Below are 21,137 nucleotides of genomic sequence, written 5' to 3' on the forward strand. Positions count from 1 at the left end.
TGACAATCGGCAGAGTGCGATGCCATTTTTATAGGGCCGAGTAGTATTTGCCTAGCAGTGAATGGCTCTATTGCGATAGGGCTTAGGGTCGTATGGTCCCATTGTTTGGAATGCATAGCTCTATATAGCTAGGGGCATAATGCGTTCAACGTATGAGCTATTAGGCACTTTCCGTTATAGGAATCTCATCTACGCTTAGTATCGATGCGCTTCTTGTATGACATGACAACTCAGCTCGGCAAAAATGCCCATGCAGATCCCGCATGCAGCGGTTGTGCGGACATTGTGAGAGTTCGGTACGAGAACATGCCTTCGCCATCATCTGTCATTATCTTTCATGAGGAGTACGCTATGAGTCTGCTGTCTATACTTGTGGTTGAAGACGATGAAGGGGTGCAGAGCTTGCTTCGCAGGCTCTTGACGCAAGAGGGCCATCAGGTCACGGTGGTCGGGAACGGACAGGATGCGATTCGAGTCGCCCAAGAGATTTCCGTTCATGTGCTGCTGACGGATCTGAAGCTACCCGATATCGATGGTCTGGCCGTCCTGGAGCGCATTCTGCAGATCGATTCGAAGGTGATCGGTATCGTGATGACCGGTTATGGCTCGATCGACGGTGCGGTGAAGGCGATGAAGGTCGGCGCATTCGATTTCCTCACAAAGCCATTCGAGAATGAGTCGGTGATTGCCGTCATCAATAAAGCGTTGGAGGCGCATCGTCGTGGTCTGGATACTCGTGGTTCACGGAAATCTGCGCGCGTTCCTTATCGGGCTGAACAGTTGGTCGGCACCAGTGAACCGATCAAGCGCGTCTTGGATTTTGTCTCGAAGGTAGCGGACCATGACAGCACGGTGTTGATTCAGGGCGAGAGCGGGACCGGTAAAGAGTTGGTCGCGCGGATGTTGCACTTTAACAGTATCCGGAAAGACCGCCCGTTCGTGCCCGTCAATTGTGGTGCCATCCCCGAAAATCTTCTTGAATCCGAGTTATTCGGCCATGAGAAGGGAGCCTTTACCGGCGCCGCCCACACGCGGATCGGGCGTTTTGAATTGGCGCATGGCGGGACGATCTTTCTCGACGAAATCGGTGAGTTGAGCCTCGGGTTACAAGTGAAGCTGCTTCGCGTCTTGCAAGAACGTTCCTTTGAGCGGGTGGGGGGCACGAAAACCATCGACGTGGATGTTCGTGTCGTCGCTGCCACAAATCAAGATTTGGAACAGGCCGTCGAGCACAAGCGTTTCCGGCAGGACCTGTATTACCGTCTGAATGTGATTCCCATCACGACGCCTTCCCTGAAGGAGCGACGGAGCGACATCCCGCAGTTGGTCAATCATTTCATGGAGCGGTTGAATCGTACCAAGCAGACAGCCATTACAGGTTGTTCCCCGGAGGCGATGACCTGTCTGATGGGACATCACTGGCCGGGAAATATCCGTGAGTTGGAAAACATGATTGAGCGTCTGGTGGTACTGAAACAATCGGGAACCATCGAGGTCTCCGATCTTCCCGAGCGTGTCTTTCCGCGACCGGCGCCGTCGGATCAGGTTGAGGAGCAGTTCATTGGATTTACCGACCAGGGGGTGAGTCTGTCACGAGAACTCGAGCAGCTCGAGCATCGTCTCATCGTCGGAGCGCTTCGCCGAGCCAACGGGATTACCAGTAAAGCCGCCCAGCTGCTTCAGGTCAACCGCACGACGCTTGTCGAGAAATTGAAGCGAAAAGGGCTTGCTACGAAAGCACAGAGCTGCCTTGCCTTTTAGCAACGGGCCTGACAAGCATGATGTTGCGCGCGTCTGCCAGGACTGTGCCTGCATCGCGCAGTGAGTCCATCTGCCGTAAAGGTCCGTTTCCTCTTTATATTCCTTATCGCCATGCTGGATGGCTAGTCTGTGGTCATCTCGACACTTCCACTTTCCATGATCCACTGATACCACCGTACTATTTCCCGCCCTGCTAGATCTGACCAATGGATTATCAGTGTGCCGCATCGTCTCCCAGCGGGAATCGAATGTGGTACGGCAGATGTCCCGGCGTGAGAGAGACTAGTGTGCTGCACCGTTGTTACAACGTGACTGGATCACTCCTGTCGAATTCCTCTTCTTCTTTCTGATTGTGTCCGTCAATCATTTGACCCATCTCACGGCCGACGCGTTGACGATTTGACGAACGTCGCGATGGCGCAGCAGCTACCGCCATCATTTCCCACGCAGAATGGATATTTGCGCACCAATTGCAAAGGGCACAGAAATTGCTGAACCCGTCATGTGTCTATGAAAATCACGACATCTTGCCATTGGTTGCTCGCCTGTCTGCTTACGCAGGGTTTCCCGTTGGATGCCGCTGCGGCAACGGAGAGTCAATCCTCTTCTGCTGCAGCATTGCCTCTTCAGGCGGGAGAGGTTCAGGCGACTGCTCCAGCAGCGATCTCACGGCTCACGTTACCCGATGAAGGGCCCCGCTACGACTATCTTGCAGAAGGATCGAACTCGCTGCAGTTTCAAGAGGCGATTGCCTCATTTAAACATGGGGAATATGCCCTGGCCCGCGAAGGATTCTCCGCACTCGTCAAGCAGGATACTGATAGCCGACTGATCCCATCGATCAAGGCATTTTTGGCAGAGATCGCGTTGCGTGAAGATCCGACGACTCGCGGGCGGTCCGAAGCCATTCTCCAATATCGAGCTCAGGTTCGTCAGTATCCGAAAGATCCGAATACCTCCCGTGCGCTCTGGAGGATCGGAGATCTGTATGTCGAAATGGGATGGTTGCAGGAGGCCATTATCGCTTATGAATATGCCACATCGCATGTACAGCTTCGAGCCGATGCAGACCGATCCCTGTTGAGTTTGGGCGTCATTCTTGAATCACGAGAACGTTGGGTGGAGGCGGAACGGGCGTTCGAGTCGGTCCGGAAGCGCACGAGCGACGATCGAGTCCTCAGACGTTCGACATTGGGATTGGCCAACGCCCTGTACGCGCTCCAGCGCAAGCGAGAGGCCCAACCCCTCTACGACATGCTCTACCAACGCTGGCCAGATCTCCTTAAAAATGAACCGCAGTATTTACAGCAGTATGGCGATGTGCTCGTCGGCACGAACGAGCGGCAGCGCGCCCGTGCCATCGACATCCTGCTGTATAACCTGTATCCGTCGCACCAGTATGCCGGCGCGGCCCTCGTGCGCCTCGGCGACAGTCACCGCCAGCAGAATCAGTCAACCCATGCGGAGCTGTTCTACCACGTCGCGCAGGAGCGGTACGTGGGCATGCCGGCCGCCGTGCTTGCTCGTATGCGCCTGGCGCAGATGGCGGAGCAGCCTGTTCAGTCCGAGAAGGGCTCCGTGCCGAACAGCGACAAGGGGACGGTAAGCCAGAGCGACGAGTCCGTGAACGCATCCAATGGCGTGAAGGTTTACCAGGAGATTGCCAAGACCTATCAGGGAGATGTCCTCGGGAGTGAAGCGCTGTTCCATCTGGCGGAACATTACGAGTTGCGAGGCGATCCGTTACGTGCCATCCAGATCTATCAAGACGTCGCGAGACGGGCTGGTACCATTCAAGACGATCCATGGCCTCAGATGGCGGGACGTCATCTGACCGGCATCTTGAAGCCCCAATTGGAAGCCGCACTCAAAGCCGGGAAAGATGTTCTGGCGGTGGCTCTGTTCCACAACCACGGACATGCGCCGGAGCATCAATATGCCGGGACGAAGACCTTGTTGGCCGTCGCGGACACCCATCGCCGTCTGGGCTTCTCCATCCAAGCATCGCGCCTCTATCAATTGCTGGTGCGGGATCGAAAGGCAGCCGCGCTGCACGAGGCGGCGCTTATCGGTCTTGGCGAGAGTTATGTGGATCAGCGGATGTATGCCGCCGCTCGGAACGTGTTCGAGAATTTTCGCCTGCAATACCCGCAGAGTCCACAGACGATGCCGGTGCTGCGGCAATTGACCACGGCTATGCTTGAGCAAGGCGACCGTCCCGGCGCGATTAGACTGATGCGGCAATGGCTCCGGACACATCCCAAGGCGCAGGAGCGGGGGTGGATGCAACTGACCTTGGCGAGAACGCTGGCCGCCGATCATCAACCGGCCGAGGCCGTGGCGGCATTCGAAGAGGCGGCACGCAACAAATTTATGCAGTCGCAAGGGGATCGACTCCTGTTAGCGGACCTCTTGACCTCCCTGAGAAAACATCAGCAGGCCGTCGATCTGTATCAGAAAATTCTGGCGTCGAACCCGGCACCTGATCAGGCCGAATGGGCGCGCTTGCAGATCGTCAGAAATCTCGCCACGCAGAAGTTGCATGGTCCGGTGCGCGCGGTCTTGACGCCAGGCGCCGGGACTGGCGATCCGTTCTTGTATCGGGCAGCGGAAGCGATACAGGCCAGTATCCGCGTCTCCACCGACAAAGAAGGAGGATGATGTGATGAATGGACATCCGGTTTCGGCACAGATGGATAGCGATTTGCTGCACGAAGCCTTTCGAAGCTTCGACGATGCGGCGGCGACGCTCCAACAGTCCTATCAGACGTTGACGTCCCGGTTGGAGCAGCTCGACGTCGAACTCGCCGACCGCAACGAGGCGCTGCGAAAGAATTTACGTGTCAATGAAGAGTTGCGCGAGCATTTGACGGCGATCGTGGAGTCTCTGTCGACCGGTCTGCTCGTCATGGATGAAGCCGGCACTATTACGCGCTGTAACCAAGCCGGCACACAATTGCTCGGATTGGCGCACGAACAAATCATCGGACGTTCCTTGGCCACCTGCCTCAAAGACGCGCATTTGGACGGTGATGTCTATCCCCTGACCACGCAACAGGGTGCCGCGGTGTCTCTCTCGCAACGTGCCTTGCAGACGAGCGACGGACGCCAGGCGGGGAGCTTGGCTTTGATTCAGGATGTGACGGCCATGCGAGAGCTAGAGGATCGGCTGCAACGCCGTAATCGCCTCGCGGCCATGGGCGAAATGGTTGGACGGATCGCCCACGAAATTCGGAATCCGCTCGGCAGCATCGAACTGTTCGCGTCGATGCTGCGCCGCGATTTACACGATGCGCCGGCAATGCGCGGCTATGCCGAACACATCTCGTCGTCGGTCCACATGATGAATCGTCTCCTCACGAACCTGCTGCTCTATACCAAGCCCGACTGTTCCCATGGAGAACGCCATGAGACGGAAGCCCTGATGTTGAATGCCTTGACCCTGGCCGCCCATGCCGTCGCCGGCGCCAGAGTGGATATTCGTCTGGATGTCAATCCATTAGCATCACACATGTGGTGCGATGCCGGGCAGATGAAGCAAGTGCTCCTCAACTTGATCCTGAACAGCATCCACGCCATGCCGAACGGTGGAACCTTGACGTTGTCGGCGAGACCGGCTGCGGAGGCGACATCCGGCGGAGCAGGTATCTGTCTTTCGGTGTCGGATACGGGTATCGGCATCCCGGCGGCGCAGCGTTCAAGGATCTTCGATCCCTTCTTCACCACCAGGGATGAAGGCACCGGGTTAGGTCTGGCTATCGTCCACGCGATTGTCGAAGGGCATCGTGGCCGAATCGACGTCGAGAGTGAGGAAGGACGCGGCACCACATTTACCATCGTACTCCCGAATCATCATGCGACGAGCCCTCTGCCGATACAGAAATCACCTGTTCTCTCGTTCTCGGAAGGGTACCCTGCGTCGGAGTTGATCGCTGAACGACTGCTTGTTGGAGAGGAGACATCGGCATGACCGACCATAATACAGAATCTCCGGTGGCGGATGTTCCTGCACAAGCTGAACGAATTTTAATCGTCGACGATGATCCTTCCATGCGGATGGCCTTAATGGAGTCTGTTCGCCGGCTGGGTTACGACGTACAGGGTGCGATGGATGGCGCCGATGCCGTCGAGCTGGTTGGCCGTTATAAACCCTGGTTAGTGGTCACCGATTTAAAAATGCCACGGCTCGGTGGACTCGACTTGATCAAGGAGATCAAAAGCCGTTCGCCGCAGACATTGATGGTGCTGATGACCGCCTATGGGACCGTGGAAACTGCCGTGGAGGCGATGAAGTACGGAGCGAGCGATTACATTCTCAAGCCGTTCTCGACCGACTTACTGGAGCGGGTCATTGCCAATCTCAAAGCCTGTGGCGCGGATGCCTCGATGTCCCCGGCTGTGCCGATCGATCAGCGGTCGATCCTGACACAAGATCCCGGCATGGCAAGGCTCCTCAGTACCGTTGAAGGAGTCGCGGCAAGCCAAGCCACTGTCCTCATCCATGGAGAGAGCGGTACGGGAAAAGAGTTGCTGGCGCGCTTTATTCACAGCCGAAGCCCACGTGCCCATCGTCCCTTTATCGCCGTGAATTGCGCGGCATTACCGGATGGGCTTCTGGAGAGCGAATTATTCGGCCATGAGCGAGGCGCCTTTACCGGGGCGATCATGAAGAAACTCGGTAAGTTCGAGATGGCACATACCGGCACCCTGTTGCTGGATGAAATCAGCGAAATGAACATGAGCTTGCAAGCGAAGTTACTGCGGGTGATTCAGGAGCGAGAGGTGGATCGAGTCGGAGGGCGCGAGCCGGTGTCTGTGAACATCCGTCTCATTGCGACGACCAACCGTTCGCTCTATCACGAAGTCGAGCAGGGGCGGTTTCGAGAGGACTTGTATTACCGGCTGAATGTCTTCCCCATCACTGTGCCGCCACTACGGGAAAGGCCTGCGGACATTCCGTTGCTCGTGAGGCATTTCGTGGCCGTTTCATCGGCACGTAACGGCCTTCCGCAACCGGCGGTGTCGGCGGCCGCCTATGCCGTGCTTCAGGAGAGGCGATGGAAAGGGAATGTGCGCGAGTTGGAGAATGTCATGGAGCGCGCCGTGTTGTTAGCCGGGAACGAGCCGATTCTCCCGAGCCATTTATTGCTGGAGGCCGGCGCCCAACCAGCCGCCTCTGTGCCAGTCCCGTCCGTACCGCAGTCTTCTGTGAATGGATCGTTGTGGGAAATGGAGCGCGAGCTGATTTTTCAAACCTTGGCTCGTGTGCATGAGAATCGGACTCATGCAGCGAAAGAACTGGGCATCAGTATTCGAACCTTGCGGAACAAGCTTCGCGAGTACCGGGGGGAAACGTGCCCAGTCTCGGCTTGACCTATTGGTATTGGCCGGAGTGGACCGTTCCCGCTGGGCAACTCCTGCCGATCGGCAGGAAGCGTATTGGACGAAACGATCCGGCAGACTCTGTCGTTGCAGTCAGATTCTGCCGATTGAAGATGGCATCGCGATTGCAATGATGACATCTGTGGGACGGAGCCAAGAGGAGACGCATCATGATGATCTTTGATCGCACCATGCAATTGGTTCATCGCACCTTGGATTTGCGGCAAGCGAGGCAGCGCGTCATCGCCTCGAATATTGCGAACGAAGAAACCCCCGGTTACCGTGCCACCGACTTCAATTTCCGAGACTCGCTCCAAGCGGCGCAGCGTGGTCAAGGACCGGTGACGCTGGCGGTGACGCAGGGCAAACACTTCGGTCCGCAGGGGGATGGATTTCAGCGGGTCGTCGGAACGCTCAGTGATGTGCCGGCAGGCGACCTTCCCTTGGATGCCAACTCGGTGAACATGGAGCTGGAAATGGCCAAGATGTCCGACAACGCCATGCAATACAACGGGGCTGCCGCGATCATGGCGATCCGCTTGCGTCAATTGATGGGAGCGGTACGGGATGCGCGATAACAAAAACGGCGAGAGGCATGCGGCTAGGGGCAAGGGGCGACAAGCCTGTGACCCCCTCGCCCCTTACCTTTCGCCTCTAGCCTTCAGCCTGGAGGAACGACCATGGAAATGACCGATAGCATGGCAGTGTCCGTTACGGCTTTAGACGCACAACGCCGTCGACTGAATGTGATCTCCAGTAATCTGGCGAATGCCCAGTCTACCCATACGCCTGGTGGAGGGCCCTATAAACGCCGGGATGTGGTCTTTCAGTCCACGCCCGTCACCAGCCCGTTTCAGCGCACATTCCGGCAAGTGGCAACTGGGCCTGGAGCCCATGCGCTCGACGGCGTGAAGGTGCTGCGTGTGCATGAAGATTCAAAACCCGGTCAAGCGATTTATGATCCGCGCCATCCTGACGCCGATAAAAAAGGTTTCGTGAAGATGCCGAACGTCAATGTCATGGAAGAAATGGTGAACATGATCGGTGCATCGCGTTCGTATGAAGCGAACGTGCAAGCGATTAATGCCACTCGCGCCATGATGAATAAGGCTCTGGAGATCGGGAGGTAGTCATGGATCAGATCAAGCCGATTGCGATTCCGACACCGTCATTTGGGGAACTGGGCACGGCGTCTCAGGGTTCAGGTGGCACCCCAGCCACTGGATTTATGGATACGTTGCAGCATGCGATCAGTAAGGCCAACGATATTCAGCTGCAAGCCAGCCAGGCCACAGATGCGCTGATGACCGGCCAGTCGCAGAACGTGCATGGGACGATGGTCGCGTTACAGGAGGCGGATATCTCCTTCCAGCTGATGATGCAGATCCGGAACAAGCTGGTGTCGGCCTATGAAGAAATTCAACGGATGCAGATGTAACCCAGCTGTCGCGTAGCGAGGAGTAGGGCTCTATGTTGTCAAAGTTTTCCATCAATCAACGCTTGATCATTCTGGTTGCGCTCGCCGGCTCGATTGCTGGATTGATTGCCGTGACCCTCTGGACGCAACAACCAGACATGCAGGTGTTATTTACCAACCTCAACCCTGAGGATGCATCCGGGATTGTGGATAAACTAAAAGAAACGAAGGTGCCGTACGAGACGACCGGCGGTGGCACGACCATCTTGGTTCCTAGTGCGCAAGTGCATGAATTGAGATTGCAGTTGGCCTCCCAGGGGCTCCCGCATGGTGGCGGTGTAGGATTTGAGATTTTCGATCGTTCGTCGATCGGGATGTCTGATTTCGTGCAGAAACTCAATTATCGTCGCGCCCTGCAAGGCGAACTGGCTCGAACTATTGCCCAAATGCCGGAGATCGAACGAGCCCGCGTGCATCTCGCGACCCCGGAACGGCGGCTTTTCGGGACCGAAGAAAATCGGGCGCGCGCTTCGATCGTGGTGTCGTTGCGGAACGGACAGGCTCTCGCCAAGACTCAAGTCAACGGCATCGTTCACCTTGTGGCGAGCAGCGTTGAGGGGCTCCAAGTGAAAGATGTCACCGTGGTGGATGGCCATGGACGGCTCCTTTCGTCGGCCGCCGGGAGCGATGACGCGGCAGGGCTCACCGGGTCGCAATTGGAATACCAGCGGACGGTGGAGAAGGACATTGAAACCCGTATCCAATCCATGTTGGAGCGGATCGTCGGACAGAATAAAGCGGTCGTGCGCGTCTCGAGTATCCTCGACTTCCGCAAAATTGAAACGACGGAAGAGCGGTACGATCCGAACGGCCAAGTCGTGCGGAGCGAACAGCGAGGACAGGAGAAATCGAATGGCGTGAATGGCGTATCCGGTGGCGTCCCAGGTGTCCAATCGAATGTGCCGCCCGGAACCGACCAAGAGCCGCCTCAGACCAGCTCGACCAGTAATCAGACCAAGAACGAGACGGTGAACTACGAAATCAGCCGGACCGTGTCCCGCATCGTGGAATCAAGCGGCAACATTAAGCAGCTCTCTGTAGCGGTGCTCGTGGACGGCATCTACGAAGGAGCGAAGGCCTCTGCAGACGGAAAGCCGGCAGCCGATCAGGTCAAGAAGTATGTCGCACGGTCTGAAGAAGACATGAAGCGCATCGAGGAAATCGTGAAAAAAGCGATGGGCTATTCGGCTGAGCGCCAGGATCAAGTCCAGGTGACGAATGTGCAATTCGACATCGCGACTGAAGAGCCGTCCACCCAGGGTGTCGAGGCTGCGGCCGATGCGACGAATCCCTTCTTGCCCTATCTTCGGTATGGGGTCGGCGGGCTGCTCTTTCTCCTGATCCTGTTCATGGTCGTGCGCCCGCTGCTGGGCATGTTGGGATCGACGGGGACTGCATTAGAACAGAGTGCCACCGCGTCATTGCCTGCTTCGGTCAGTCAGGTCGAAGCGGCTCTGGACGGGAAACCGCGCTCACAACTCATCGATATGGCACGCAGCAATCCTGAAGCGACGGCTGTCATCGTTAAACAATGGTTGAAGACCGATCAGTAAAGAGGACTTGCTGCAATGGCTACGCAATTAACCGGTGAAAAGAAAGCGGCGATTCTCCTGCGAGCGATCGGTGAAGATGCGGCGGCGTTGGTGATGAAGAGCCTCGACCCCAAGGAAATCAGAAAATTGGGCACGTTCATGAACGATACTGCCAATATCTCGAAGGAAGAAGAGCAGAGTGTGATGGGGGATTTTGAAAAAGCCAGCGCGACCGGCGAAGTCTCATTTCAGGGGAAAGATTACATCAAAACCATTCTCACAAAAGCACTCGGTCCTGAGAAAGCGGCCCGTTTGCTTGAATCCATGAATAGCCGAGTCTATCCGGGGCTCGATGCGTTGAAGTGGGTGGATGCCAAGGCCGTGTCGCAAATGCTCAAGATTGAGCACCCTCAAACTATTTCTCTCATCATGGCTCATATGGAGCCAGAGCAGGCAGGGCAGGTGCTCACGGGCTTACCAGCAGAGCTGCGGGCGGATGTGGCCCATCGGTTGGCGACGATGGAGGAAGTTCAGCCGGACGTGCTCGAGGAACTGAGCGGTGCGCTCCAAGACATTTTGATTGCCAACTCCGGCGCCCAATCCCTGACAGTGGGTGGCTCCCAGGTGATCGCGGATATTCTCACTCGGGTGGATAAAGCGACCGAGGGCGGCATTATGGCCAAGATTGCCGAGCGAAATCAGGCTCTGGCCGATGCCATCCGTGCTTTGATGTTCGTGTTCGACGATCTGATCAAACTCGACGATCGCGGGATGCAAGAGCTGATGAAGGAAGTCAGCAAGGAAGATTTACCTGTCGCGCTTCGTGGGGCCAGTCCGGACGTGAAGGAGAAGTTCCTGAAGAACATGTCGAGTCGCGCTTCCGAAATGTTGAAAGAGGATATGGAGGCTCGAGGACCGGCGAAGGTGGCGGATGTGGAGAAGGCTCAACAGAATATCTTGAAGGTCTGCCGGAAGTTGGAAGAAGAGGGCCGCATTGTGATCTCAGGCGCTGGGGAGGCGCTGGTGTAAATGGGGAGTCCCCTGAGTATGGAATCCACCCTGTCGCAGCCTGCACCACGTGCCACCTGGCAGCGTGACACGTCAATCTTGATCGTCGACGATGAGCTGTCGATCCAGAAGTTACTGACCGTATTACTCCAGTCAGATGGGTATCGCATCCGTGCGGTTGGGTCGGCGCGGGAAGCTCTCGCAGCGCTCAAGATCGCACCGGCTTCGTTGATGATCACCGACATTAAATTGCCTGACCAGGATGGCCTGTCCTTGCTCCAGCAGGCCGTGAAGATCGATCCGCGTATGATCGGAGTGGTGATGACGGGATATGCCACGGTCGATCTCGCCGTTCAAGCAATGAAGGCCGGTGCGACTGAATTTCTGATGAAACCCTTCGAGTGCGACATGGTGCTCCTGACGGTCAAACGACTCCTCGAGCTCTATCGCCTGCGGGTAGAAAATGCCGTGTTGAAACAGGCGGTGGTGCGTGAGGGCGGCGTGCGGTTGGAGAATCCGTCATTGATCGATTTTGGGACAGGCCATCAGTTCGTCACGACCAGCGGCCCGTCCGACTACGACCGGGGGATTGCTGAAGGCGAACGCCGAGCCGCGGTGCGTGACGACGCCTCGCACCGGCATGAACAGACGCTGTTCGCCAATGCCGTGCAGCAGTTGGAGGAAGTCTGGAGATCGTTCAGTACCACGATGGAGGATGATGTGGCTGCCTTGGCCTTCAGTCTGGCTGCGCGCATCTTACGAGGCACGATCGCCGAGCATCAGGATGTTGTGACGGCGCAGTTGAAAGCCGCCTTGGCGACAATTCGTGAATCAGGCGTGGTGACGGTCCGCACCCACCCCTCCGATGTGTCGGTCCTTGAAGCGGCGAGGCCTGAGCTGAGTCGCGATCGAGAGACGGCGTTGGTGCTGCACATTGAAGGCGATGCCTCACTCTCGCGTGGCAGTTGTGTGGTCGCGACAACGAATCGATTAGTCGACGCCTCTCTAGACGCGCAGTTGCTGCGGCTCGGAGAGGTGTTACAGAAACGGGGGCGCGGTGGATCTCGCTGAACTGATTGACCGGACAGATCCTCTTGCCGTTTCCGGCCGTGTGGCCCAGGCGGTTGGGATTGTGATCGAGGGTTATGGCCCCATGACTTCTGTGGGAGAGCTCTGCGAGGTTACTCGCGAGGACGGAGAAGGGGCCGTGCTCGCAGAGGTCGTCGGATTTCGCGGTGATCGTGTCCTCTTGATGCCGCTCGGGGAGATGCGAGGGATCGGCCCTGGAAGCCGACTCTTGATGAAAGGGCATTGTGCGTCGGTACCGGTAGGTCCGCAACTGCTCGGTCGGGTGCTGGATGGGCTTGGCGAACCACTCGATGGAAAGGGTCCGCTGGTGACGGAGCGTCAATATCCGCTCCATGCGGCCCCGCTCAACCCGCTCCAGCGTGCACGCATTACAAAACCGCTCGACCTCGGTGTCCGGGCGATCAATGCCTGTCTTACCTGTGGTCTGGGGCAAAAGATCGGGATCTTTGCCAGTGCAGGCGTGGGCAAGAGCGTTTTGCTCGGCATGATGAGCCGCTACACCAGAGCCGACGTGAATGTGATTGCTCTGATCGGTGAACGAGGCAGAGAAGTGAACGAATTCCTCGAACGGGACCTCACGCCGGCTGCACTCCAACGGTCGGTCGTCATTGTGGCCACGTCGGATCAGCCTCCGCTGGTACGGTTGCGGGGCGCATTGATCGCGACGGCGATTGCGGAATATTTTCGCGATTGCGGAAAGCAGGTCCTCTTAATGATGGACTCGCTGACCCGCTTGGCCCATAGCCAGCGTGAAGTGGGGCTCGCCATCGGCGAACCGCCGACCACAAAGGGATATACGCCGTCGGTCTTTACGTTCCTTCCAAAGCTCCTGGAGCGAGTCGGGACCGGGCCAGGATCCGGCACGATCACCGGACTCTACACGGTGCTGATGGACGGCGACGAGGTGTCCGATCCTATTGCCGAAACCGTGCGATCGATTCTCGATGGACATATTGTGCTTTCACGGCAGATGGCCGCGCGCAACCATTTTCCTGCGATCGATCTGTTGAACAGTACGAGCCGGGTGATGAAAGACATCGTGGGGCGCGAGCATTATTCGGCGGCCCGGGCCATGGTCGAGCTCATGGCCCGCTATCAACAATCGGAAGATCTCATTCTGTTGGGTGCCTATAAGGCGGGGACGAACAAGGCGCTGGACCGGGCCGTATCCGCACAAGATGGGATCGATGCCTTTCTTCGTCAGGAGATCGAACAACCGGCCGATCTTGGGGCATCGGTTCAGGATTTACTCGCGCTGATGAAGAGCACCGCATGAAACTCGATGCGGTACGACGCTATCGTGCACAAGTGGAAGATCTGTTGCGTATGGATCTGCTTCACGCTCGCCAGAATCTTCAAGATGCTGAATCCGCCTGTCAGGCCCTCGACGCACAGGCGCGGATGACGGCTGAGCGTTATGTGGCCAAGGCCAGCAGAGGAATCGCGTTGGAAGAGTTTCTTGAATGGCAAGTCACCTGTGATGCGGAAGCCGCCTTACTTACGCAAGCCTGGCAGGCTGAATGCCGGTGCCGTGAAGAATGGCATCAGAAGCAGCAAGAGTTGCAGATTGCGATGCAGGAGCGTCGGACTCTCGACCGTCTCGCTGAACGGCTCCGCCAGCAGCAGCGAGTGATTCAGTATCGTGCAGAGCAACTGCAAATGGATGAGTCCGCGCGCCGTACGAGTGGAATGCCTAGCACGCATCAATCATGATGAGCAAATATCGGATAGACCAACAACGAGACCGGATTACCCTCTCACGCACTCATGCGGAAGGACCTCGTCGTCCTTGCAGGGGGTGGGGGAGGCAGATCTGGTCTGTCTCAATCATGCTGGGTGTGATCATGGTGTTGTGCTGGACGGTCGTGCAGCTCAACGATGCCTCGTCCGCTCCTGCGACTGCTCCTACTGCCACCCGCAAGGCCCTCCCCAAGGCAGGCATCTCCAAGGACTTGCCCGCCGAGTTGATGCCACCGGGAGAGACCAAGGCCGTATCGGCTGAGTCCTCACCGGCAGAGGCGCCACAAACGCAAGGCCCCGCGATCAATCTGCCGGAGGAAGTGGTGGCGATGTTCCAACAGCGGCAAGATGATTTGGAGCGCCGTGAGAAAACGGTCCGGACATCGGAAGATCGACTGACGAATCTCAGGGCTGAAATTGAGCAGATTTTGAGCAAAGTCGAGGCGGCAGAACAGCGCCGCCTCCGTGCGAAGGAACAGCAGGAGAAGGCGGCTGCAGGGCAGAGCGCGGCGCAGAAGAAACAAGCGGCCGATGAGCATAGTCAACGATACGCACAGTTGACGAAGATCTATGAAAGCATGCCTGCCGAGGAGGCCGCCGCACGTCTTGAAAAGATGCCGGATCGAAAGGCCCTGGAGATTCTCCGATTGGTGAAAGGCAAGACTGCCGGATCGATCCTCGCGCAGGTTAAAGTGGACCGCGCCGCAAAACTCACCGAACAATTGCTCTCCAACCCCTGACCGGTTTCTGTCTTCTGGTTGCTCCCGGTATTTTTTACCCCATCATCCGGTATCTTTTTCCGCAGTCGTGTTTCTTGCCGCATCGATTTCATCAAAGTGCACGCCAATCGCGAGATGTCTCGCCATTTGGTCTGGCATGAGCCTTGAAAGATCCACAATGACAATGTGCCCCTATTACCCATAAGGACAACGAGGACCTATGGACTTTCAACAACTCAGCCCACAGATCGGCACCGCACCGGCGAGCGGAGACCTCCAGCCATTCGCCGCTGGAAACTCGGTTGGCGCGGCTTCTCAGGAGAGGGGATTCTCATCGGTCTTGCAGGCCGCCTCGCAGCGGGTCGAAGCCAGGAGGGACGTGAAGTCGCGCGCCTCTCAGGGTGAGCGAGAAAGTCGGTCATCCAGCACCACGCAGTCTACGCACCGTGGTCTGTCATCCAAGACCGATGGCAGTCGAGGGTCCAAACCACGTGCCTCGCAGTCAGAGCGTGAGAATCGATCTTCCAGTACGACCCCGTCGGCTCACCGCAGCCAGATGCAGAAGGCGACAGACACCGCGGACAACATGGATACAGAATCTCGTCTTCCTCAGACTGAGACCGACGATCACTCCTCCGCAGGGATGTCCGATCTGTCGATGACCCCACAACAGGAGACGGCTTCTCGTACGGACACCGAGTCTCAGACCTCGCAGTCTGAGACCGATGACAGTTCGTCCTCGACCATGTCTAGCTCTGATCCCCTGTTGACCTCGTTGGTCGGGGCTACGCTGGTGGCTCCACCCTCCCAGGTCGATCAGACGCAGGTCGTCGTTGGGTCGGATCTGCCAACGGCCGACGTTGATGGGCGCTCAGTCGTATCCGAATCGTTGATGAGCCAACCGGCCACTCAGCCGGCTGAGGAGGGCTTGGGACTGGTTTCTTCAGACAACTGGACCGAGGTTCCTGTCGTTCAGCCTAAGACTTCTGCTAAGAGTGACATCATTGCCAAGGTGTCTCCGTCGGCGTCAGAGGCGACACCGAGCCGTGAGAAAACCGATACCTCTGCAACATCTGTTCAGCCATCCGACATAGGTACGCCGCTCACCACTGAGCAGAGCCAGAAAGCCGAGAGCCCTACTCTCGATCAGGCTTTTCCCATCAAGGAACAGCAAGAGAGAGAAGCTTCTCAGACTCCTGTTCCATCAAAGCCAATAGCTTCGCAAGGTCAGGAGTTCGTCCAGCAGGCCTCGACGATGACGACGCTGCAGCCTGGTCAGAAGGGTGAGGACGTTGCGGCAGAGTCCGACTGGTCACCGGAACAACAGATTGCTGGGAAGGGTGAGTTGTCCCTCCGTCAACAACATCGTGAGGCCACCTCTTCGGTGGCGCAAGCAGCCGCAGCTGAGCGCATGCCGGCTGAGAAACAGGGCTTCAATCCAGGAGCAGGCGGACAGAATAAGGATGAGGGGCTGAAGTGGTTGTCTCATATCGACCTTCAATCGACGGAGGTCTCGTCTCCTGTCCCACAGCCAAGGACGAGTGAACCAGTCGAAGGGGGAACGCAATATTCGTCGTATCAGCAGGGGCAAGGAGGTACTCCGCCGAATATCAGGTCTGCCCCGGCATCCTCCGTTGTCGTGCCACAGCCGACCAACCCGTTAAGCCCCGATGCTGAGCCGACGCCTGTTCCACGGACACAGTCCGTGCAGTTCGATCTGTCTCCTGCCGACTTCGGTCAGCTTCGTGTCCGTGTCGTTTTGTCCGACCACACGATTCATACACACATGTCGACTGATCGTGCCGAACTCGGTCAGATGCTTACCGGTCAGCAGGAACAATTGAGCACCCAGTTATCGACTGCCGGTTTGGATTTAGGGCGTTTTCAGGTGCATGTCGATCAGGATCGCACGAATCAGTCAGGGCTGAACGGGCAGTCGCAGGCCCATCAAGGCCCATCCCAGCAGCGGCGAGAGTCCCGGTCGCAGGATACTCCTCACGATGCGCCGGTTCCCTCGGCGCCGCGAACCGGCATCCTCAGCTATTTTGCATAACGAGAGAACGAAGGAGACGTATCATGGCCACTATTAATGGAGCTACATCATCGACGATCGCATCCGCGGCCAATCCGACGCCGGCATCGTTGAAACAGGCCGAACTTGGGAAGAACGATTTTCTCAATCTGCTTGTGACGCAGCTGAAGAACCAGGACCCATTGAAGCCGATGGACAGCTCGTCGTTTGTGGCGGAATTAGCGCAGTTCAGCCAACTGGAACAGAGCTCCAATCAATCGACCCTGCTGGGAAAGGTTCTCGATGCACAGAACTCGAGTCTGCAGTATTCCTTGTTGCCGCTGATTGGCAGGGATGTGCGTGTCGAGGGTGCGATTATCCCATTGGGTTCGGGGCCCGCGCCGCTCGACTACAATCTGAACGAGGATGCGGTGTCCGTCAGGGCGTCTATTCTGAATGCGAGTAATCAGACAATCCGGACGCTCGATCTCGGAGCGCAGAGCGCTGGAGAGCAGCATGTCGTGTGGGACGGGCGAGATGGGAACGGCACGCTGATGCCGCCAGGGACCTATACCTATTCGGTGGCGGCCAGGAATAGCCAGAATCAACCGGTGCCGATTACGGCGACCTCGCGTCTGACCGTTTCCGGCATCCGGGTGGTCGAAGGTCAGCCCAGACTGGCTGCGGGCGAGAATACGATCGATCCAAGCGCCGTCATTGAGTTTCGTTAAGAAGTCTGAAATAGGCTGTTGTCATTCATTGTCATAGAACTCAGAAGGAGGGAGTAAACCATGGGTCTTTTGTCCTCATTGTTTGCCGGTGTCAGCGGACTTAATGCGAACGGTACCGCTTTGTCGGTGATCGGCAACAACATCGCCAATATGCAAACGGTCGGATTCAAATCGAGCAAAGCGACCTTTGCCGATTTGATCAGTTCATCGATATCGGGCGGATCCGGTTCCGTCCAGACCGGCATCGGCGTCGCGCTGACGTCGGTGCAAGGCAACTTCTCACAGGGGTCGTTGGCCACGTCGGCCAACGTCCTCGATATGGCGATCGACGGCAACGGATTCTTCATTGTGCAGGATGCCCAGGGCGGCACCTTCTACAGTCGAGCGGGGACGTTCCGGTTGGATAAGGATAACAATGTCGTCGATCCGAGCGGTTTTAAATTACGGGGCTTTCTCGCCGACACGACCGGGACGATTACCGGGTCGATCGGCGATGTGTCGCTTCCCTCTACCACCGCTTCGCCGAATGACACAAATTTAGCGTTCCTGGCTGCGAACTTGAATTCAGCCGCACCGATTACGGGCGTGGAAGGGAATGTCGTCGGCTCCGCGGCATCTGCCACGACGAGTGCCGTCGGCAACCTTTCATTTAATATCAATTTGAACGGCGACGGGGCCCAGGTCGTAACAGTGGCTGCCGGCTTGACGGGCGCGGCCTTAGCCACCGCCATTCAGAACGGTGTGCGTGCGTTGACGCCCGCCGACCCGTTTCGAACCGCCGCCTATACAGGCTTCACCGCTTCGGTCAATGCGGCGGGGTTTTTCACCTTTGCGTCAGGGCTCGCTGGGGTGACTAATAACACGACCACCGGCACAGGAGCGGTCGTCGTCACGGCCAATGGCGCCGACACCTTGGGCGCGAACCTCAATATGCTGGCCGGGACATCCACGACAGGCACGAACTTCAGTATTGCCGATCCGACAGGGACCTCGAATTTTTCGACGTCGATGACCGTCTACGATTCTCTTGGAAATAGTCACCTCCTCACGACCTATTTCACCAAGGCCGGAAGTAATACCTGGAACTACAATGTAACGGCCAACAGCAATGACGTGGTGACGGCCAACTATGCCTCGGCGAATATCGATGCCACACTCGGCATCACCAGGGTCGGGGCCGGGACCCTCACATTTGGCACGGACGGTACGCTCGACCGCGAGAGTGTGGCCATCCGGTTTGATACAGGGACGGCAGCCGGGACAGCCGGGACAGTGCCGGGGCAAATGCAAATCGATTTCAACGGGGCGACGCCCGATCAGCTGCTCACCTATAACTATGGCACCAGTGTCACGACGGAGGGTGGTAACGGATTGGACGGCACGACTCAGTTCGGCTCGCAATCCGCGGTGGTTCAACTGACGCAAGACGGGTATGCGGCCGGTTCACTCCAGGCCTTTTCGGTCGACGGGAACGGGGTCATCAATGGACGGTTCTCCAACGGTCAGTTGCGGGCGCTGGCTCAAGTGGTTTTGGCACGTTTTCCCGACCCCCTTGGTTTGACTCGAACCGGGAACAATACCTTTGCGGAGTCCGGCAACTCAGGGCAACCGGTGACGGGAGTTCCGGAGAGCGCGGGATTGGGCAAATTGAAGTCCAATACGCTGGAACTGTCGAATGTCGATTTGGGTGAAAGTTTTATCGACATGATCGCCGCCCAACGTGGTTTCCAAGCCAACTCTCGCGTCATCACGACATCCGATGAGATTCTCCAAGAACTCGTCAATCTCAAGCGGTAGTCCGCTGTGATGGGTGGGTCATGCGCCGCCGCGCGCGTGACCCACCTCACGGGAGCCATTCTTTCTCCCAGGAGCCGATACCCTCGTCATCGATCTGTTGTCCGACTGGCGTTCCCTGTCAGGATTTTGACATCGTCAATCGACTGGCGTCCCGTCCTCTCATCCTCTGTGTTTCCTCTCCTCCGTTACGACGAATCTACTCATTTGGCGTGGGTTCCTCGCTTGAGGCGCGTCGAACTGAACGAATTTCTTGTGGCATACGCATTGCAAACTCCCTGTTCCTGACACCGTTGGACTAGAGGAGGATCTTATGTCAGATGCAGCAGCTGCTGAAGATGGGAAGGCCCCGGTCGCAGTCTCCGCCGGGATCCCCATGAAAATGGTCATCATCATTGTTGTCGGGACTCTCTTGCTGGGCATCGGAGCGGCCTTCGCAATTTTCAAGATGACCTCTGGAGGGCATGGAGGCGACGAGGCGAAAACAGAGGCCAGCGAACCGAAAGCCAGCGAGTCGAAAGCCGAGAGTCACGGCGAGAGCGGGCATAAAGGAGAGGGGAAAGCCGTCGTGGCTAAGGGCGTCATGTTCGATGTGGACCCCTTCATCGTCAACTTGGCCGATGCCCAAGATGTGAAGTATTTGAAGCTGACGGTGAAGCTGGAGATGGACAATCAGGAGGGGGCGGATGCCTTGACCGAACGCATCCCGCAGGTACGCGATACGATTCTTGTGCTGTTAACCAGCAAAGAATCTTCGTCGATTCGTACGACCCAGGGGAAATTCCAGCTGCGCGACGAAATTACGCAGCGGGTCAACAGTCTGCTCCCCAAACCGGCCGTCCATACGGTGTATTTCACTGACTTCGTCGTGCAGTAGCCACAAGGACGATCCGGACCTATGGAAAAAATCCTCTCCCAAGACGAAATCGATGCTCTCTTAAAGGGAGTTGATTCCGGTGCCGTCGAATCCAAACCGGCAGAGGAGCCGGCTGCTGCATCGGGGGCTAAGCAGTTCGATCTGTTCAATCAAGAGCGGATCATTCGCGGACGGATGCCGACGCTCGAGTTGATCAACGATCGTTTCATTCGCCGGCAAACGATTTCGTGGGGGGCGGCGCTCCATGACACGATTGAATTCGCCGTCGTCGGCACACAGATCACCAAGTTCGGCGAATTCCTCAAGAAGGTGCCGATGCCGTCCTCGATGAACGTCTTTCATATGGAGCCGCTTCGGAGTAACGGGCTCTTTGTCATGGACGCGTTCCTGGTCTATCTGATTGTCGATTACTTTTTCGGCGGCAAAGGGCAGACACACGTCAAACCGGAAGGCCGCGACTTTACGCCGATCCAATTGCGCGTCATCAAAAAACTGGTCCAGCAGGCCTTCCTCGATCTCGAGAAAGCCTGGGAAGCGCTGATGACGGTCAAGATCCAGCATGTGCGCTCGGAAAGTAACCCCCAGTTTGCCATGGTGGTCTCCGCCTCCGAGATCGTGGCTGTGGTGACGCTGCAAGTGGTGATCGGTGAAACCGCCCGCGATATGTTCATCGTCTATCCCTATTCCATGCTCGAACCTATCAAAGAAAAGCTCTATTCGGGACTGGTGTCCGATCATGTCGAGCAAGACGGCGGGTGGGCCGGCCGGTTTCGGGAGAGATTGCAAGAATGCGAACTCAATGTCGCCGTCAGGCTCGGGACCGCCTCCGTCAAGGTGCAAGACGTGCTCAACTTTACGGCGGGAGATGTCATCGTCTTGGATCAACGGCCGGGCGATCCCCTGGATTGTTTTGTCGAGGGATATTTGAAGTTTCAAGGAAGCCCCGGTGTCTTCAAGGGGAACCATGCCTGTCGTGTATCGAAGGTGATTGCGTAAGCGAGCCCTGTTGTTGAGGA

Annotated in this window: 18 protein-coding genes; all 18 read left to right on the forward strand. The window is 57.1% G+C overall.

What is annotated here, in order from left to right; translation table 11 throughout:
- Window positions 1-351 precede the first annotated feature (351 nt).
- Window positions 352-1,761, forward strand: a complete 1,410-nt coding sequence (locus Q7U76_13180; protein ID MDO8357337.1) for a sigma-54 dependent transcriptional regulator — start codon at window positions 352-354, stop codon at window positions 1,759-1,761.
- Between the two features lie 510 nt (window positions 1,762-2,271).
- Window positions 2,272-4,422, forward strand: a complete 2,151-nt coding sequence (locus Q7U76_13185) for a tetratricopeptide repeat protein (protein ID MDO8357338.1) — start codon at window positions 2,272-2,274, stop codon at window positions 4,420-4,422.
- A 4-nt stretch (window positions 4,423-4,426) separates the two neighbouring features.
- The gene (locus Q7U76_13190; protein MDO8357339.1) at window positions 4,427-5,731 is read left to right on the forward strand and encodes an ATP-binding protein; all 1,305 of its coding nucleotides are present in this window, start codon (window positions 4,427-4,429) and stop codon (window positions 5,729-5,731) included.
- The gene (locus Q7U76_13195) at window positions 5,728-7,134 is read left to right on the forward strand and encodes a sigma-54 dependent transcriptional regulator (GenBank protein ID MDO8357340.1); all 1,407 of its coding nucleotides are present in this window, start codon (window positions 5,728-5,730) and stop codon (window positions 7,132-7,134) included. Before Q7U76_13190 ends, Q7U76_13195 begins: the two co-directional genes overlap by 4 nt.
- Window positions 7,135-7,313: 179 nt before the next feature.
- On the forward strand, window positions 7,314-7,721 hold the full coding sequence (gene flgB, locus Q7U76_13200) for a flagellar basal body rod protein FlgB (protein ID MDO8357341.1): 408 nt from the start codon (window positions 7,314-7,316) through the stop codon (window positions 7,719-7,721).
- Between the two features lie 102 nt (window positions 7,722-7,823).
- Window positions 7,824-8,273, forward strand: a complete 450-nt coding sequence (flgC, locus tag Q7U76_13205; protein MDO8357342.1) for a flagellar basal body rod protein FlgC — start codon at window positions 7,824-7,826, stop codon at window positions 8,271-8,273.
- 2 nt (window positions 8,274-8,275) lie between these two features.
- Window positions 8,276-8,581 (forward strand): flagellar hook-basal body complex protein FliE, encoded by a 306-nt coding sequence (gene fliE, locus Q7U76_13210; protein MDO8357343.1) that lies wholly within the window; start codon window positions 8,276-8,278, stop codon window positions 8,579-8,581.
- A gap of 32 nt (window positions 8,582-8,613) precedes the next feature.
- Window positions 8,614-10,173, forward strand: coding sequence for a flagellar basal-body MS-ring/collar protein FliF (fliF, locus tag Q7U76_13215; GenBank protein MDO8357344.1), 1,560 nt, complete (start codon window positions 8,614-8,616; stop codon window positions 10,171-10,173).
- Window positions 10,174-10,188: 15 nt separating this feature from the next.
- The gene (gene fliG / locus Q7U76_13220) at window positions 10,189-11,181 is read left to right on the forward strand and encodes a flagellar motor switch protein FliG (protein ID MDO8357345.1); all 993 of its coding nucleotides are present in this window, start codon (window positions 10,189-10,191) and stop codon (window positions 11,179-11,181) included.
- Window positions 11,182-11,199: 18 nt separating this feature from the next.
- Complete coding sequence (locus Q7U76_13225; protein MDO8357346.1) at window positions 11,200-12,231, forward strand: response regulator; 1,032 nt, start codon at window positions 11,200-11,202, stop codon at window positions 12,229-12,231.
- Window positions 12,218-13,525, forward strand: a complete 1,308-nt coding sequence (locus Q7U76_13230; protein ID MDO8357347.1) for a FliI/YscN family ATPase — start codon at window positions 12,218-12,220, stop codon at window positions 13,523-13,525. The genes Q7U76_13225 and Q7U76_13230 overlap by 14 nt, the downstream gene beginning before the upstream one ends.
- Complete coding sequence (locus Q7U76_13235) at window positions 13,522-13,962, forward strand: flagellar FliJ family protein (GenBank protein ID MDO8357348.1); 441 nt, start codon at window positions 13,522-13,524, stop codon at window positions 13,960-13,962. Before Q7U76_13230 ends, Q7U76_13235 begins: the two co-directional genes overlap by 4 nt.
- A 116-nt stretch (window positions 13,963-14,078) precedes the next feature.
- Window positions 14,079-14,729, forward strand: coding sequence for a hypothetical protein (locus Q7U76_13240; protein ID MDO8357349.1), 651 nt, complete (start codon window positions 14,079-14,081; stop codon window positions 14,727-14,729).
- Between the two features lie 199 nt (window positions 14,730-14,928).
- Window positions 14,929-16,761: a flagellar hook-length control protein FliK gene (locus tag Q7U76_13245; GenBank protein MDO8357350.1), complete on the forward strand. Its 1,833-nt coding sequence runs from the start codon at window positions 14,929-14,931 to the stop codon at window positions 16,759-16,761.
- Window positions 16,762-16,784: 23 nt separating this feature from the next.
- On the forward strand, window positions 16,785-17,450 hold the full coding sequence (locus tag Q7U76_13250) for a flagellar hook assembly protein FlgD (protein ID MDO8357351.1): 666 nt from the start codon (window positions 16,785-16,787) through the stop codon (window positions 17,448-17,450).
- Window positions 17,451-17,510: 60 nt separating this feature from the next.
- A complete protein-coding gene (locus tag Q7U76_13255; protein ID MDO8357352.1) occupies window positions 17,511-19,247 on the forward strand; it encodes a flagellar hook protein FlgE in 1,737 nt (578 codons plus the stop codon).
- Window positions 19,248-19,557: 310 nt separating this feature from the next.
- Complete coding sequence (locus Q7U76_13260; GenBank protein ID MDO8357353.1) at window positions 19,558-20,121, forward strand: flagellar basal body-associated FliL family protein; 564 nt, start codon at window positions 19,558-19,560, stop codon at window positions 20,119-20,121.
- A gap of 21 nt (window positions 20,122-20,142) precedes the next feature.
- The gene (fliM, locus tag Q7U76_13265; protein ID MDO8357354.1) at window positions 20,143-21,117 is read left to right on the forward strand and encodes a flagellar motor switch protein FliM; all 975 of its coding nucleotides are present in this window, start codon (window positions 20,143-20,145) and stop codon (window positions 21,115-21,117) included.
- Window positions 21,118-21,137 lie beyond the last annotated feature (20 nt).

The organism is Nitrospirota bacterium (genome assembly GCA_030645475.1).
Lineage (GTDB): Bacteria > Nitrospirota > Nitrospiria > Nitrospirales > Nitrospiraceae > Palsa-1315.